We start from the raw sequence: 15,308 nt of genomic DNA on the forward strand, positions 1-15,308 counted from the left end.
TCACCTTCTACAACGGCCTCGCATACTTCCGTGCCTGTGCCGACGGTTGGGCCTTGCGAGATGTGTATATGCCCTAGTCTCCCACAGGGGGAGAAGGGAAGACCATCATCCTTTGACCGGCACCCAGATCTCCAGCCCGCCATTGCCGGTGCGGGCATCGAACTCGGGCCCGTAGCGCTCGAACTCGGGCGCGTCGGCGATCTCGTGTCCGGAGACCGGCAGCCACTTGTTCCAGATCGTGTTGACGGTCCGGCGGATGGTCGAGATGTGCTCGCGATGCGAGAACACCGCATATTTCTGCGCCGGCACCCGCACGCGTTGGAAATCCTTCGGCAGGTCGGAGAAGTCCAAAACCTCGACGCCGACGACATAGTCGAAATTGCCGGCATCGTCGCCATTCGTGCACACGCCGTAGAAGACGCCGGGCACCTCGCCCGGAATGTTGCCGATATAGGGGGCGAAGCGCTGCCACTGCATCGGAATGCCGGCGCTGGTCTCGCAGCTGTAGCGCTCGCCGAGCCCGGCGACGAGGAAGGGGCGGCTGGTCTCGAAGCGCGGCGGCTCGAGTGCGGTGAGAAGCGAACTGTCCATCAGTATGGGCTCCACAAGATCGAGGTTTTCGGTCGAGCCTTGCGCGCGCACCAACTCCGGCGTGGTGCCGAACTCATCGCGAAAGGCCCGCGTGAACGCCTCATGCGAGCCGTAGCCGGCATCGAGCGCGACCGAGAGAATGTCGCGCGCGCCGCCGGCCAGCTTGCGCGCCGCTTCGCTCAAGCGGCGTGCCCGCATGTACCCCATGACCGACCGTCCTGTGGCCGCGCCGAAGGCGCGCGTCACATGGAAGCGCGACACGCCGCTGCTTGCCGCTATCTCGTCAAGGCTGATGGCGTCGGGCAGGTGGCTTTCGACAAACCACAGCGCTTTCTCAGTCGGGTTCATGGCTCCTCGCATTTGGCTCGGCGACACTAGCCCCCGCGCCGCCGGCCAGTTTGATCGAAATTGCGCTTTGAGCGAAGTCGAACGAGTTGACAAGCCACGGCAATGTATTCTAGCTGGTAATGTTATTACATATCAAAGGGAAATAAACGACTTGCGGCAACGACCCAGCGATCCTGCCATGTCTTTCGCACGAGGGGCGGACGAAGGCCCGTTGCGACTCGCACGGGGACAACCTACGATAGCTGCGTCATGGTCCCCGAGCCGCAAGGCGAGGGGTGAAAAGGGAACACGGTGAGGCTCATCCGAGTCGAGGCCGTGGCTGCCCCCGCAACTGTGAGCGGCGAGCTCCATCCGAAACGCCACTGGCCGGCAAGGCTGGGAAGGCGGATGGCGTAACGACCCGCGAGCCAGGAGACCTGCCATCGACACGAGTTGACCGGACGGGGTGTGCCGGGAGGAGACGCGGACACCGGTCTTGTCGGCCGGTTCGTCCGGCATCCTTCCGCCGCCATTTTTGGAAAGTGACGGAAATGCCGGACGTCTTTAGCCATCGCATCATCGTCTGTTCGCTGTGCCGCGATACCGTGACCGGGCGTAGGTCCGGCGGGGATTTGTGCGCCGACCTTCGCTCAAGGCTTGCCGAGACTTTGGCGTCGTCATTTGCTGTCGAAACCGTCGACTGCATGGCCGGCTGCTCGCGCCCGCTGACCGTGGCCTTCAACGCGCAAGGCAAGGCCAGCTATCTCTTCGGTTCCATCGACAGCGGCACCGACGCCGGCGCGCTGGTCGAATTTGCCAGGCTCTATGCCTCGCTGCCCGACGGCTGGTGCAATTCCGGCCAGCGCCCGGCAAGGCTCGCCGGCAAGATACTGGCGCGCATCCCCACCGCGGGCAAGGCCAGGGAGCTGGTCCGGTGAGCGCGCTCCTGCTCGAAGCCCGCGATTTGCGCGCCACGGCAAATGGCCGGATGTTGGTCGAGGATGTCAGCCTGTCGCTGGCGGCGGGCGAGCGGCTGGCCATCATCGGCCCCAATGGCGCCGGCAAGACAACTCTGCTGCGCATGTTATGCGGGGCGTTGTCGCCGAGCCGCGGCGAGGTTCGCCTTGCCGGACGCCGGCTGGATAGGATCACCGCCGCCGAACGGGCGCTCAGCATCGCCGTCGTCGGTCAGACGGACCAGCCGGATCCGCGCCTTGCGCTCATCGACTATGTCGAGCTTGGCCGTGTCCCGCACGCCGGTCTGAGGCGCCGGCACGACGATCGCGACATCGTCGTCGAGGCGCTGCGCCGGACTGGGCTGTTGCCGTTGCTCGCGCGCACCGTCGGCTCGCTCTCCGGCGGCGAGCGCCAGCGCGCGCAGCTCGCCCGCGCCATCGCGCAGGAGCCGAAAATCCTGTTTCTCGACGAGCCGACCAACCATCTTGACCCGCGCGCTCGCGGCGAGCTGCTCGAGCTGGTGGCCGAGTTCAACATGGCCGTGGTCGCCGTGCTGCACGATCTTGCGCTGGTGGCGCCCTTCGCCACCAGCGTCGCGGTGATGAGCAACGCCCGGCTGCACGCCCTGGCTCCGCCGCGCGAGGCGCTGGCGCAGCCGCTTGTCCGCGAGGTGTTCGGCATCGACGTGCTGCGCCTGCGGCACCCGACCGAGGATCGCGAGCTCACCGTCTTCGAGCTTCCCATGCGCGCTTCCTCGCCGTCCTGAACCTGCACACCCCAACAAGGAGCATCATCTCGTGAAACGCCTCGCCTTGTCGCTGGCCCTGTCGCTCGTCGCCTCGGCCGCCTTCGCTTTCCCGGTCACCGTCGACAGCTGCGGCAAACCGCTCACCTTCGATGCGCCGCCGAAACGCGCCGTCATCCAGGATCTCAACATGGCCGAGATGGCTTTCGCGCTGAAGCTGCAGCCGTCGATCGTCGGGCTCACCGGCATCACCGGCTGGTACAAGGTCGGCCCTGAGTTCAAGTCCGAGCAGGGCGCCATCCCGGAGCTGGCGCCAAAATATCCGATGCTCGAAAACCTCGTCGCCGTGCAGCCTGATTTCTTCTTCGCCGGCTGGTATTACGGCATGAAGCCGGGCGGCGAGGTGACGCCCGACACGCTTGCCCCGCATGGCATCAAGACGCTGGTGCTGACCGAGAGCTGCGTCCATCTCGACAAGAACCGGCCCGCCGCCTCGATGGATCTGCTTTATGGCGACGTCGAGAAGTTGGGCAAGATCTTCGGCAAGCAAGCGGAGGCCGAAAAGCTGGTCGACGGCTGGAAGGCCGAGCTCGCCGGCATCATGGCGAAGGTGGGTGGCCGCAAGGGCACGCGCGTCTTCCTCTACGATTCCGGCGAGGACAAGCCCTTCACCGCCGGCAAGTTCGCCATCCCCAACGCCATGATCGCCGCCGCCGGCGGCGAAAACATCATGGCCGACATGGAGACGAGCTGGGGCAACACCGACTGGGAGACGGTCGCCTCGCGCAATCCCCAGTTCCTCATCCTGCTCGATTACCAGGATGGCGGCGGCTACAGGAAACTGCTCGATTTCCTTAAAGACCATCCTGCGATGAAAGAGACGGACGCGGTCAGGAACGAGCGCTTCGTAGCGCTGCGCTACGCCGAGCTGACGCCCGGACCCGCCAACATCGAGGCGATCGGCAAGATCGCCAGGGCCATGCATCCGGAAGCGTTTTAGGTCTGAGGCACGAATGAGCCGGGAGTGTTGCCGTTGATGGATAGCCTGCCTTGGAGAATGGCGAAAACGCCCCTCATTTCGTCATCCACGGGCGGAGCAAGGAGCGAAGCGACGCGGCGCAGACCCGAGGATCCATTCCGTGGCTTTCGGGCGTTGCAACCGTGCGGAATTCTACGCCGTCGCTCTCCGCGCGCCAGGTCACGGAATGGACTCCAGGGTCTCCGCGACGGCGCTTCGCGCCTGCTTCGCCCTGGAATGACGAAGTCGCGGAGACCCCCGCTAATCCCGAACGCCGGTATCGCCGCGGCAGGTCCCATGCCGTGAATTTGCGCCATACCCCATTCATCCTGGCGATGGCGCTGGGCGCTATCCTGCTGGTAGCGCTCGCGCTGCTTTCGATCGCCTATGGCTCGACGCTGATACCTTTGCGCGAGGTCGTCGGCGCGCTGGCGCATGCGGCTGGGCTCGACAGCCGCGGCCCATCGGGCCCGGTCGGCAGCATCGTCGTCGACCTGAGGCTGCCGCGCACGCTGCTGGCGATGACCGTCGGCGCCGGCCTCGGCGTCGTCGGCGCGCTGCTGCAGACCGTCACCCGCAATGACCTCGCCGACCCGTTCCTGTTCGGCCTCTCCTCGGGCGCGGCAGCCGGCGCCGTTTCGGTCATCACCGTCTTCGGCGACAGTTTCGGCATCTGGACGCTCCCGCTCGCCGCCTTCACAGGCGGCATGCTGGCGGCGGCGATCGTGCTTCTGTTGGTGTCGCGGGTGAGGGGTCAGGGGCCGGAGCGGCTGATCCTTGCCGGCCTCGCCGTCTCGTTCATGTTCACCGCGCTGACCAACTACCTCGTCTTCGCCGGCGACCAGCGCGCCGCGCATTCGGTGTTGTTCTGGACCATGGGCGGACTTGGTCTCGCTCGATGGGACAATATCGGCCTGGCGGCGCTGGGCGCCGGCATCATCCTCGCCTACGGCCTGTGGAACCACCGCCGCTTCGATGCCTTTCTCGCCGGTGAAAGCGCCGCCGAGAGCGTTGGCGTGCCGGTGGCGAGGATGCGCCGCACGACATTCCTCGTCGCCGCGCTGGCGACCGCCAGTCTCGTTGCCGTAGCCGGCGTCATCGGCTTCGTCGGCCTGATGATCCCGCATCTCGGCCGGCCGCTGGCCGGCTCGCTGCACCGGCCCATGATAGCGATCTGCGCGCTGTTCGGCTCGATCCTGCTTTTGGCCAGCGATCTGCTCGCCCGCACGCTTTTGCCGCCGCAGGAACTGCCGATCGGCATCATCACGAGCTCGCTCGGCGCCTTCTTCGTCGTCACCATGCTGATGCGCAATCGGCCATGATCTCCCGGCCTTGGGATCGGCCTGCCGGCACCGACCCCTGCACGTTCATCGATCGCTAACCGTAAGGGAGCTTGCCTTGCTGCAACGTCGATTTGCCGGCTTCTGGAGCAAAGCTGCCTCTTGAATAGTGAGCACGCTTATTATATGTACCGCTCATGGTTTCCGACGGTATCGACAGATTGGGATTTTTGATCCACGACGTGCAGCGCTTGATGCGCAAGCGTTTCGAGGCGCGCGCCAGCGGGTTGGGTCTTTCCTCGGCGCAATGGCGGCTGCTCGTGCGCGTTGCCAAGGAGGCCGGCGTGGCGCAGGCGCGGCTTGCCGAGCTCCTCGAAATCGAACCGATCAGCGTTTCGCGCCTGGTCGACCGCATGGAGGAGGGCGGCTGGATCGAGCGCCGCCAGGACGCGACCGACCGGCGCGTGCGCATGATCTTCCCGACCGAGAAGGCGAACGCGGCCTATGCCGACGTCAAGAGCCTTGCCGGCGAGGTCTATGAGGAATCGCTGACCGGCGTGTCGGCGGAAGAACGCCGCGTCCTGATCCGAGTGCTGGACGCCATCGTGCAGAATTTGACGGACGCCGAGACGTCCCTGGAAAAGATGAAGAATACGGAAGGGGCAGCAGCATGAACGCGGCAGCCAAGATAGAAGACGACAACATCACCAAGCTTGCGCCGGCGCAGCCGGTCGCTGAAGCGCCGGCCCAGCCGGCGGCCGCTCCGGTTGCGGCGGCTCCCGAGCCGCGGCTCGCTCCGGCGCCGAAGAAGAAGCGCCGCCCCGGGCGCTTCCTGTTGATGGTCGCCCTGCCGCTGGCCCTGCTTGCCGGCGGCGCGTATGTCTGGATCACGGGCGGCCGCTATCAGGAAACCGAGAACGCCAACCTGCAGCAGGCCAGGATTTCGGTCGCCTCCGACACGGCCGGCCGTATCGTCCAGGTCGGCATAGCCGACAACCAGTTGGTCAAGCAGGGCGACCTTCTCTTCGTCATCGACCCCGAGCCTTACAGAATAGCGCTCGCCCAGGCCGATGCGGCGGTCGCCGCTGCGCGCCTCAATGTCGAGCAACTGCGCGCCGCTTACAGCCAAGCGATGGCGCAGGAAAAGTCCGCCTCCAGCGAGGTCGACTATGCGCAGTCGCAATATGGCCGCGCCGCCGATCTCGCGCAGAAGGGCATCAATGCCAAGTCGTCGCTCGACGAGGCGCGCAACGACCTCGACAAGGCCAAGCAACAGCTCGCCGTCGCTCAGCAGGGCATCGTCAGCGCCAAGGCAGCGCTCGGCGGCAATCCGGACATCGAGACCGACAAGCATCCGACCGTGATGGCGGCGCTCGCCGCGCGCGCCAAGGCCGCCTACGATCTGGCGCAGACGACAGTCAAGGCGCCGGCGGACGGCATCGTCTACCAGGCCGCGTCGTTCAAGGTCGGCCAGTATGTCGGCGTCGGCACGCCGCTATTCGCCCTGGTCGAGACGGGCGACACCTGGATCGACGCCAATTTCAAGGAGACCCAGCTCACCAACATGAAGCCGGGCCAGAAGGCCGAGATCGTCGTCGACACCTATCCGGGCCGAACCTTCGAGGCGACCGTGAAAGCGATCGGCGCCGGCACGGGCGCGGAGTTTTCGCTGCTGCCCGCGCAAAACGCCACCGGCAACTGGGTCAAGGTCACGCAGCGCATTCCCGTGCGCCTGGAATTGACCGACCCCGACGCCAAGATGGCGTTGCGCACCGGCATGAGCGCCACCGTCACCGTCGACACCGGCGTGGCGCGCGGCCTGCCGTCGATCTTCGGTCACGCCACGGCAGGGGAGCAGGCGCGGTAAGACAGCGAGCCCGTCGCGATCCGGCCGGCATTGAGGGGATTGGTCTGGTGGAGACGTGGCAAGGATCAGCAAGGCAAGCCGCATGGCGGCTCGTTCGAATGCTGAGGCCCGGCCACGGACCCGTTGGTCCTCAGGTTTCCGGGCGGCAGGCATCCGCTCCAACAGAGACTTTCGGTCGATGTAACCCCCACATCGATAGTCGCGTCCCACCGCGATGAAGGTCTCTCAACGAAGGCTTTGCCGCCCGGAAACCTAGAGCCGGATGATTTCGGGTCTGTTCGACCTGAAATCCGAATCCGCCTCTAAGTCAAAGAGCATGATACTTTTCGGCATCATACTCTAACGTACATGTTTTTGTTACCTGCTGGAAGTTCAGCATCATGAGCACGCCCGAACCTTTCAAGGAAGTGCCGCACCGCGGACTGATCACAGTCGCGCTGATGCTGGCGACGATCATGCAGGCGCTCGACACCACGATCGCCAACGTCGCGCTGCCGACCATGACCGGCGACCTCGGAGCCTCGCCCGACAACATCAACTGGGTGCTGACCTCCTATATCGTGGCCGCGGCGATCATGACGCCGGTTACCGGCTGGCTCGCAGACAGGCTCGGCCGCAAGGAGCTGTTCCTCACCGCCGTCGTCGGCTTCACCATTTTCTCCATGCTCTGCGGTCTTGCCTGGAGCCTCGAGACCATAGTGCTCTTCCGCCTGCTGCAGGGCGTGTTCGGCGCGGCCATCGTGCCGCTGTCGCAGACCTTCCTGCTCGATATCAACCCGAAGGAGCGCCATGGCCAGGCGATGGCGATCTGGGGCGCCGGCATCATGCTCGGGCCGATCCTGGGGCCGACGCTCGGCGGCTGGCTGACGGAAAACTTCAACTGGCGCTGGGTGTTCTTCATCAATCTGCCGGTCGGCATCCTCGCCTTCCTCGGCATGGCCGCCTACCTGCCTGTCATCGCCAAGCGCGTGCGCGGCTTCGACTTCTTCGGCTTCGCCATGCTGTCGCTCGGTGTCGGCGCGCTGCAGCTTCTGCTCGACCGCGGCGGCGAGGTCGACTGGTTCAACTCGGCCGAAATCTGGATCGAGCTCGCTCTGTCGCTCACCGGCTTCTGGGTGTTCATCATCCACACGGTGACGGCCGAGCATCCCTTCATCGATCCAAAAATATTCCTCGACCGCAATTTCGTGACCGGGCTTGGTTTCATCTTCGTCATGGGCGTGCTGATACTGGCTTCGATGTCGCTGTTGCCGCCGATGCTGGCCAACATCTTCGGCTATCCGACCGTGACCATCGGCGTCGTGCTGGGTCCGCGCGGCATCGGCACGATGATTTCGATGCTGGTCGTCGGCCGCATCATGCACAGGATCGATGCCAGGATCCTCGTCGCCATCGGCTTCCTGCTCACCGCGCAGTCGCTCTATACGATGGCGAGCTTCACGCCGCAGATGGACAATTGGCTGATCATCTCCTCGGGCGTCATCCAGGGCCTAGGCATGGGCATGGTGTTCGTGCCGCTGTCGACGGTCGCCTTCGCCACGCTCGACGCGCGCTACCGCACCGACGCCACGTCGCTGTTCAGCCTGGTGCGCAATCTGGGCTCGTCCATCGGCGTATCGGTGGTCGCGGCGCTGATGGTGCGCAACACCCAGATCAACCACACCGAGCTGTCGGCCTTCATCAATCCGTACAACCCGAATCTGTGGGCCGCTTCTCCGGCGGCCGCCGCCGGCAATCCCCTAGCACTTTCGCAGGTCGACCGCGCGGTGAATGCCCAGGCGATGATGATTTCCTATATCAACGACTTCAAGATCCTGATGGTGATGACGCTGGCCGCCATTCCATTCGTCATTCTGCTGCGCAAGCCCAAGGCCGCGCCCGTAGGCGGGGCGCCGGCCGCGCATATGGATTGATAAAGTCGCTGATGTCAGCCGGCCGCCTTTTCAGCGGCCCAGCACCAGCGCCCAATAGCGCAACGCCGGATCCCGGCCGTCCCGCACGTAAGCCAGCCCGAAGCGGCTGAAGTCCTGATCGAGCATGTTGCGGCGGTGGCCGGACGAATGCATCCAGATGTCGAACAGCTTCTCAAGGTCGAAGCGGCCCTCGGCGATGTTTTCGGCGGCGGCGCCCCGCACGCCATTGTCCTTCATGCGCGAGGCGAAATCCTTGCCCCAGCCGGTGGTGTGGCTCATGCGCTCGCGCGAGGCCATATAGCCGGCCTGCTGCAGCGCCGCCTGTTCGAGCTGCGCATCCGGCGTCAGCGTCGGCAGACCGGCGGAGCTGCGGATACCGGCCAACGTCGCTGTCGCGGACGAAGAGACGCCCGCGCCTTCGCCCGTCGGCACAGAGACGGTGCTGCAGGCGGCGATGCCGGCAAGCGCCGCTAGGCCGGCGGCTGCAAGCAACGTGCGGCGCTTGAAATCGGGGGGGACGGTGATCGAGCTGGTCATGCGGCCTCTGATACCGGCGATCGTGGCTTTTGCCGGGCAAGGCGATGAAAATCGCATGAAGCGCGACATTCCCCGGAAGATCGGTTATCATCCCGGCGTTCTTGAAAGTGGCAGCCACGGGCGGCCACCCAGGCGGTGACCGCCCCCGGTATAAAACGGAGGACGGTTATGGCTGGTTTTCATGTCATGGCGGACGCGCGCGGGATGCATGTGCAGCCTACGGTGCGCCACATCACCACGTCGGATCTCTGGGATGCGTTGAGGCTCGGCGCCGAGGATTTCTGGGCCAAGCCGTCGCATTATGTGTTCCTTTGCCTGATCTATCCGATCGTCGGCCTGATCCTGACCCGGTGGAGCTCCGGCTCCAACGCCATCCAGCTCGTCTACCCGCTGATGTCGGGCTTTGCGCTGATCGGGCCCTTCGCGGCCATCGGCCTCTATGAGATCAGCCGCCGGCGCGAGCTCGGCATGAGCAGCCGCTGGCATCATGCGCTCGACGTGCGCCACTCGCCGGCGCTGCCGTCGATCGCGGTCATCGGCGTCCTGCTCTTCGCGCTGTTCCTGTTGTGGCTGTTCGCCGCGCAGTCGCTCTACACCAGCCTGTTCGGCGCCGAGCCGCCCGCTTCGGTCGGCGCCTTTTTGCGCGACGTGCTGACGACCGGCAGGGGCTGGACGTTGATCCTCGTCGGCAACGCCGTCGGTTTCGTTTTCGCCGCCGTCGTTTTGGCCACCACCGTCATTGCCTTTCCGCTGCTGCTTGACCGCGATGTCGGCGCCGTCTCGGCAATTGAAACCTCGGCCCGCGCCGTTATGGCCAATCCGCTGACGATGGCGCTTTGGGGGCTTACGGTCGCCGTGTTGCTGGTGGTCGGCTCGATCCCGCTGTTTGCCGGGCTTGCCGTCGTCATGCCGATCCTCGGCCACGCGACCTGGCATCTCTACCGCAAGGTGGTCGAGCCGGAGCAGATCCGGCCTGTACGCCGGCCGATGTAGATCTGATGGCTCGCCCTTAGGGTGCGTTGAGATTCAGGTCAGGCCGAGTCGAGAATGATGGCTGTCGAGAACCGGAGCGGAGCGTACTGCAGTACGTGAGCACCGGAAGCGCAGACAGCCGTCATTCGCAGGCCGGTCTCACCTGAATATCAATGTGCCCTAGCGCTGCGCCTCAGTCGCCATCTTCAAGGCCAGCGCCGTCAGCACCGTGCCCATCATCCAGCGCTGTACGACCAGCCAGAACGGCCGTCCGGCGAGGAAATTCGCGATCGAGCCGGCCGTCACGGCAATGATGGCATTGACGGTGATGCTGATCGAGATCTGCGTCAAGCCGAGCACCAGAAGCTGCGACAGAACATGGCCCTTGGCCGGATTGATGAACTGCGGCAGCAGCGACAGGTAGAGCACGGCCACTTTCGGATTGAGCAGGTTGGTCATCAGCCCATGACGAAGAGCTTGCGCGGCCTGTCCCTCGGCAACTCGCGGACCTGGAAGGGGGAGCGCCCGCCCGGCTTCAGCGCCTGCCAGGCGAGCCACAACAGATAGAGCGCGCCGGCGAAGCGAAGCGCGTCGTAAGCGTATGGCACGGCGAAGATGAGCGCCGTGATGCCGAAGGCTGCCGAGACCACATAAAACAGGAACCCCAGCGCCACGCCGCCGAGCGAGATCAGCCCGGCTTTCGGCCCTTGCGACAGCGAGCGCGAGATCAGGTAGATCATGTTCGGCCCGGGCGTGAGCACCATGCCGAGGCAGATCAGCGCGAAAGTGAGATGATTGGCGGCGTCGGGCATCGGAGTCTCCGGTGGCGACGTAACAATCATCACGCGCCGCGCCGTTCGCAAGAGCATGACTGCGGGAGCTTTTGCGCCAGCGCGGACAATTGGCGAAAGCGACGCTGCTTCGGCGCTGGCGCCCCCGCTACCCAACCACGCGCAAATTCGACAACTCGTTGGCAATCTCCTTGAAGTTGTCGGAGAGCGTCGCCCCAGTGGCGTTCCAAAACAGCTTGGCCGGTTTGCTGGGATCGGTCGGATCCTTGCGGAAGCGGGAATCGGAAGAGCAGGCCTTCAGCGCGGCCATCGCCTTCTGGTCGCTTGAACTGATAGACGACATGTCGAGCGCCACCGTCATCACCATGATGTTGGCCGCCTTGGCATTGTCGCACAGCTTCGCCATCTGCTCGTTCATCGCCGCGGTGTAGTTGCTCGACGAATAGTTGAACTGGCCGATGGCGCTCGACGTGCCGCCGAACAGGCGGGTGACCGAGGTGCCGTTATAGCCGACGCCGGTATAGCCGTAGGCGGCATAGGTCGACTTGTTGCCGGCCGGGTCGGAACTGACCGTCGAATAGGTGTTCTCGCCGTCGGTGAGAACGATGACGACCTTGTCGTTGCCGCGCTCGGATTCCGGACGGCCTTCCGTGAAAGGTTCGGCGCTCGAAACCGTGCGCCAGCCCCAGGCCATGCCTTCGGGCACATTGGTGTTGCCGTTCGGCTGCATCAGGTCGATCGCCGCCTTGATGGCCGCGAGCCCATCCGTTTGGGTGACGTCGGTGAGCGGCGTGATCGGTGTGGTGGTGCAGCTGTAATTCGGCCCGGCGCCCGAGCTCAATACCGGAGCATTGATCGGCCGTGGCATGAAGTACTTGGCCATATTGGACTGCCTGGTCTTGCCGGTGGTGCTCGACGGATCGTCGTTCCACCAGCTGTTGGCGGCGCCATAGGTCACCGGCCTCGGTTCGTCAGGATCCTGTGTGACATACCAATGGTTGCCGGGCTCGTCCGGCGCGAACATCGGCACGAACATGGTCGCCGGATCGCCGACGCCGATGCCCGTGTTGTTAGGCCCGCCGGAGGCCGGCGTGTCGTTGATATTGTAGGGGTAGGGCCGCACTTCCACGCAACCCTGCCAACTGGCGAACGGGCCATAGGTGTCGTTGTAGTCATATTCGTTGTGGCTGCGCTCGCAGGTATGGTTGTCGCGATATTCGTCGCAGACGACGCGCTTGCTGCCGGCGATACGTTCGTGGCTGGTGACGACCTTCATATCCCGATAGAGCTCGAAACGGGTCAGTATCTGCCCTTCCTCCGCGCCCCAACCGGTACCCTTTTTATACCAGATGCCGTTGATTTTCTGAGCGTATTTGGTGGGAGCATTCAGCGTCGACCAATCGAAATTCTCGTTGGCGATTGGCGACAGCCCGTAAGTGTCCATCCAGGAGGCGTTGTCGTTGTTCGGCCCGACATTGACCGACGCCGCGAACGGCACGAGGCTGAACTGGACCGGCTTGTCGATCTGCTTGATCTGCGCTGCCTGCTGCCCCAACGTGTCGACGAGCTGCTTGGCCGCCTGCTTGAGCAGGTCGATGCGCTTCTGTCCCGTGCCTGTGCCGGGCGTTGTCATGGAGCCCGAATTGTCGAGCACCATCGCCACTTCCAGCGTATTCTTCAGCCGCACCTGCGAGTCCATGGCAAGGTTGATCGACTTGTTCGCATCGACCGTGGATGCGCCGACGAGCAGCGAGGAGGACGGGTAGAAGTAAGGGTGGTAGTTCAGCGTCGCGCTCATCGTGAGCAGGCCGCCGCCGGCCTGGCTCGTGGGCAGCGTGATGTTGAGCGAGATGTCGGCGGGGTCGATGTTGTTCAGGTTGGCGTTGAAGAAGTCGACCGCGTAGGCTCTGATCTGGTCGTCCGTGGCGCCTTCGGCAAGCCGCCGCGCCGCGGCGAAATTGGCGGCGTCGAGCGCGTTGAGCACCATCTGCTTCTGGCGGTTGAGCTCGCTGAAATCGACGGCCATCGCCACCGCCCCCATCAGCGGCACCATGGCGATAGCGGTCATGAGCGCATAGTTGCCGCGGCGGTCACGGCAGAATTGATGCCAGAATTTGCGCATTTTTCTCGAGCGGCCCCCCGCCGGCGGATTCTCTGTCGGGCCACACTTCCACAAAACGCTGAAGGACCGGTTTGGCAAACCGCTCGATTGCTTAACGGCGGCTTCACCGACCGCTAACCAAATCATTGCCTGCGGCGCGCCGCGCGATGGAAAGCGCCCGCCTTGGGGGCGGGCGTCATCGATGCTCGTCCGAGCAGATCAGCTGACGATGCGCAGGTTCGACAATTCGTTGCCGATTTCCTTGAAGTCGTCCGACAGTGACGCGCCAGTCGAATTCCAGAACAATTTCAGAGGCTTGCTCGGATCGGTCGGATCCTTGCGGAAACGCGAGTCCGACGAGCAGGTCTTCAAGGCGTTCATCTGGGCTGCCTCGGCCGTGTTGGTAGAGTCGAGATCGAGCGCGATGGTCATAACGATGATGTTGGCGGCCTTGGCGTTGTCGCACAGCGTTGCCAGATGCTCGCTCATGGCCTTGGTGTAGTTGGCGTTCGAATAATCGCTCTTGCTGACACTGGTGCTGGTGCCGAGGAATGGCCGGCCATAGGTGTAGGTGCTTCCGAACGGCTTGGTCTGGCTGCCGTAGGCAAGATATCCAAGCGCGGAATAGATGGCCTTGTTGCCGGAAAGATCGTTGCCGCCGCTCCTGTAGTAGGTGCCCGAGTACGACTGGGCACTCACCGAATCCGGCGTGTAGTAGGTATTGGCCCCGTCGGTCAGCACAATCAGAACCTTGTCGTTGCCTCTTTGTGTTTCCGGGCGTCCCTCGGTGAAGGGCGCGGTGCTGGAAAGAGCGCGCCAGCCCCAAGCCATGCCTTCCGGCACGTTGGTGGCGCCGACATCGACCATGGCGTCGATGGCGTTCTTGACCGTGGTGGCGCCGGCAGAGGTGGAGACATCGGTCAGCGGCGTGATCGCGGTCGTGCTGCAACTGGTGTTCGGGCCGGCATTGTTGCCGTAGGCGGGGGTGACCTTATTGCCGTAGTTGAAATATTTCGGCATGTATTTCTGGCGCGTCGGATTGTCGGTGCCGGACGTCACGTCGAGATGCCAGTTGTTGTTTGCGGGCCGGGAGTAGCCGTCGGTATAGTCGGTCTCGTCAGGCGCGAACATGGGCACGAACAGCGTCGCCGGCGTCGAGGTCGAGGGGGCCGTATCCTGGATATTGTACGGATAGGGACGCGACTCGACGCAGCCGCTCCAGCTTGCGATCGGCGCATAGGTGTATGTCGCGTTGGATCTGCAGTTGCCGCTGCTGTCGGTGGAACTGCACGCCGAAATTCGCTGCATCCATTTGTAGAGCGAGAAGCGCGTCAGCGGCTTGTCTTTCTGAGTGGGGTCCCAATCGGTGCCGCGCGCATACCAGATGCTGCCGACCTTCTCGACATATCTCTGGGGCCAGGGCGAATTCCCCTGGGTCATCGTCGTCCAGTCGAAATTCTCATGCTGGATGGGCGAGATGCCGTCTTGATCCATCCATGCAGCATCTTTGTTTGCCGAGCCGATATTGACCGAGGCGGCGAACGGAACCAGGCTAAACTGAACCGGCTTGGAAATCTGCTTCATCAGCTGCGCTTGCCCCGACAACTGGTCGACAAGCTGCTTGGCGGCGCTCTTCAGAAGGTCAAAACGTACTTGGTTCGAGCCGTGGCCGAGTTCGGCCATCGAGCCGGAATTGTCGAGCACCAGCGACACTTCCAGCGTGTTCTTGAGGCGGATTTCAGATCTGGCCGAGAAGTTGACGTTCGTCTGACCCGGCGTTCCGCCAAGCAATGCGACCGCGGCCGGCAGGAAGTAGGGCTGGTACTTCAATGCCGCCTCGAGCACCAGCGTGCCGCCGCCCGCATTGTTGTTGGGCAAGGTGACCGTCAGCGTCGTGTTCGCCGGAAGGACGTGCTTGAGATTGGCCTCGAAGAATGTCTTGGCATAGGCCTTGGCTTCGGCGTCGGTGGCGCCGCCGACGATCTGCTGTGCCGTCGCAATGCCGGCGGCGTCCAGCGCGTTCAACGTCTCCTGCCGCTCCCTTATGAGCTCGGCATAGTCGACCGCAAGCGCCACGCCGCCCATCAGCGGTATCATGGTGACGGCCGTCATCAAGGCATAGTTGCCTCGTCTGTCGCGTAGGAATTTGCGGATCAATGCCCTTAGCCCCCGCCAGGATCCTATAGTTTCTCGTTTAGCATGATCATGA

The 15,308-nt window shown here is 63.9% G+C and carries 12 protein-coding genes, 1 pseudogene and 1 riboswitch; of the genes and pseudogenes, 8 read left to right on the forward strand and 5 right to left on the reverse strand.

Annotation, left to right across the window (positions count from 1 at the left end):
- Nucleotides 1-105: 105 nt before the first annotated feature.
- Complete coding sequence (locus FJ425_RS30495) at nt 106-939, reverse strand: AraC family transcriptional regulator (RefSeq protein ID WP_140631116.1); 834 nt, start codon at nt 937-939, stop codon at nt 106-108.
- Between the two features lie 233 nt (nt 940-1,172).
- Nucleotides 1,173-1,378: riboswitch (cobalamin riboswitch) on the forward strand.
- A 91-nt stretch (nt 1,379-1,469) separates the two neighbouring features.
- On the opposite strand from FJ425_RS30495, the gene FJ425_RS30500 reads away from it, so the two are divergent.
- The 7 genes from FJ425_RS30500 to FJ425_RS30530 all read left to right on the forward strand — a co-directional run bounded on the left by FJ425_RS30500 (nt 1,470) and on the right by FJ425_RS30530 (nt 8,698).
- Nucleotides 1,470-1,856, forward strand: coding sequence for a DUF1636 family protein (locus FJ425_RS30500; RefSeq protein ID WP_140631114.1), 387 nt, complete (start codon nt 1,470-1,472; stop codon nt 1,854-1,856).
- The gene (locus FJ425_RS30505) at nt 1,853-2,641 is read left to right on the forward strand and encodes an ABC transporter ATP-binding protein (RefSeq protein WP_140727827.1); all 789 of its coding nucleotides are present in this window, start codon (nt 1,853-1,855) and stop codon (nt 2,639-2,641) included. The genes FJ425_RS30500 and FJ425_RS30505 overlap by 4 nt, the downstream gene beginning before the upstream one ends.
- A 31-nt stretch (nt 2,642-2,672) precedes the next feature.
- Nucleotides 2,673-3,620, forward strand: coding sequence for an ABC transporter substrate-binding protein (locus FJ425_RS30510; RefSeq protein ID WP_140631109.1), 948 nt, complete (start codon nt 2,673-2,675; stop codon nt 3,618-3,620).
- Nucleotides 3,621-3,973: 353 nt separating this feature from the next.
- Nucleotides 3,974-4,960 (forward strand): iron ABC transporter permease, encoded by a 987-nt coding sequence (locus tag FJ425_RS30515; protein ID WP_140632017.1) that lies wholly within the window; start codon nt 3,974-3,976, stop codon nt 4,958-4,960.
- 155 nt (nt 4,961-5,115) lie between these two features.
- A complete protein-coding gene (locus tag FJ425_RS30520; RefSeq protein ID WP_095767923.1) occupies nt 5,116-5,592 on the forward strand; it encodes a MarR family transcriptional regulator in 477 nt (158 codons plus the stop codon).
- Nucleotides 5,589-6,785 carry an HlyD family secretion protein gene (locus FJ425_RS30525; protein ID WP_140631106.1) on the forward strand — a complete coding sequence of 399 codons (1,197 nt, stop codon included), beginning with the start codon at nt 5,589-5,591 and terminating at the stop codon, nt 6,783-6,785. Before FJ425_RS30520 ends, FJ425_RS30525 begins: the two co-directional genes overlap by 4 nt.
- A 380-nt stretch (nt 6,786-7,165) precedes the next feature.
- Nucleotides 7,166-8,698, forward strand: a complete 1,533-nt coding sequence (locus FJ425_RS30530) for a DHA2 family efflux MFS transporter permease subunit (RefSeq protein WP_140631104.1) — start codon at nt 7,166-7,168, stop codon at nt 8,696-8,698.
- 30 nt (nt 8,699-8,728) lie between these two features.
- Here the strand turns inward: FJ425_RS30530 and FJ425_RS30535 are convergent, their stop codons facing one another.
- Entirely contained in the window at nt 8,729-9,235 is a 507-nt protein-coding gene (locus FJ425_RS30535) for a CAP domain-containing protein (protein ID WP_140631102.1), read from the reverse strand.
- Nucleotides 9,236-9,403: 168 nt separating this feature from the next.
- Here FJ425_RS30535 and FJ425_RS30540 point away from each other — a divergent pair, with 168 nt between their 5' ends.
- The gene (locus FJ425_RS30540) at nt 9,404-10,228 is read left to right on the forward strand and encodes a DUF2189 domain-containing protein (RefSeq protein ID WP_095767874.1); all 825 of its coding nucleotides are present in this window, start codon (nt 9,404-9,406) and stop codon (nt 10,226-10,228) included.
- 159 nt (nt 10,229-10,387) lie between these two features.
- On the opposite strand, the pseudogene FJ425_RS30545 reads toward FJ425_RS30540, so the two are convergent.
- From FJ425_RS30545 to FJ425_RS30555, 3 genes and pseudogenes are all read right to left on the reverse strand, one after another.
- Nucleotides 10,388-11,019 (reverse strand): annotated as a pseudogene (locus tag FJ425_RS30545) (LysE family translocator).
- A 127-nt stretch (nt 11,020-11,146) separates the two neighbouring features.
- The gene (locus FJ425_RS30550) at nt 11,147-13,120 is read right to left on the reverse strand and encodes a pilus assembly protein (protein ID WP_181164898.1); all 1,974 of its coding nucleotides are present in this window, start codon (nt 13,118-13,120) and stop codon (nt 11,147-11,149) included.
- 198 nt (nt 13,121-13,318) lie between these two features.
- Nucleotides 13,319-15,256 (reverse strand): pilus assembly protein TadG-related protein, encoded by a 1,938-nt coding sequence (locus FJ425_RS30555; RefSeq protein ID WP_140631099.1) that lies wholly within the window; start codon nt 15,254-15,256, stop codon nt 13,319-13,321.
- Nucleotides 15,257-15,308: the final 52 nt, after the last annotated feature.

Origin of the sequence: Mesorhizobium sp. B2-7-2, assembly GCF_006440775.1 — a bacterium.
Lineage (GTDB): Bacteria > Pseudomonadota > Alphaproteobacteria > Rhizobiales > Rhizobiaceae > Mesorhizobium.

Excerpts from the sequence above, each read along its gene's own strand:
- FJ425_RS30495 (WP_140631116.1), bottom strand. The coding sequence starts at position 939 with ATGAACCCGACTGAGAAAGCGCTGTGGTTTGTCGAAAGCCACCTGCCC.
- FJ425_RS30500 (WP_140631114.1), top strand. The coding sequence starts at position 1,470 with ATGCCGGACGTCTTTAGCCATCGCATCATCGTCTGTTCGCTGTGCCGC.
- FJ425_RS30515 (WP_140632017.1), top strand. The coding sequence starts at position 3,974 with ATGGCGCTGGGCGCTATCCTGCTGGTAGCGCTCGCGCTGCTTTCGATC.
- FJ425_RS30520 (WP_095767923.1), top strand. The coding sequence starts at position 5,116 with ATGGTTTCCGACGGTATCGACAGATTGGGATTTTTGATCCACGACGTG.
- FJ425_RS30525 (WP_140631106.1), top strand. The coding sequence starts at position 5,589 with ATGAACGCGGCAGCCAAGATAGAAGACGACAACATCACCAAGCTTGCG.
- FJ425_RS30530 (WP_140631104.1), top strand. The coding sequence starts at position 7,166 with ATGAGCACGCCCGAACCTTTCAAGGAAGTGCCGCACCGCGGACTGATC.
- FJ425_RS30535 (WP_140631102.1), bottom strand. The coding sequence starts at position 9,235 with ATGACCAGCTCGATCACCGTCCCCCCCGATTTCAAGCGCCGCACGTTG.
- FJ425_RS30540 (WP_095767874.1), top strand. The coding sequence starts at position 9,404 with ATGGCTGGTTTTCATGTCATGGCGGACGCGCGCGGGATGCATGTGCAG.
- FJ425_RS30550 (WP_181164898.1), bottom strand. The coding sequence starts at position 13,120 with ATGCGCAAATTCTGGCATCAATTCTGCCGTGACCGCCGCGGCAACTAT.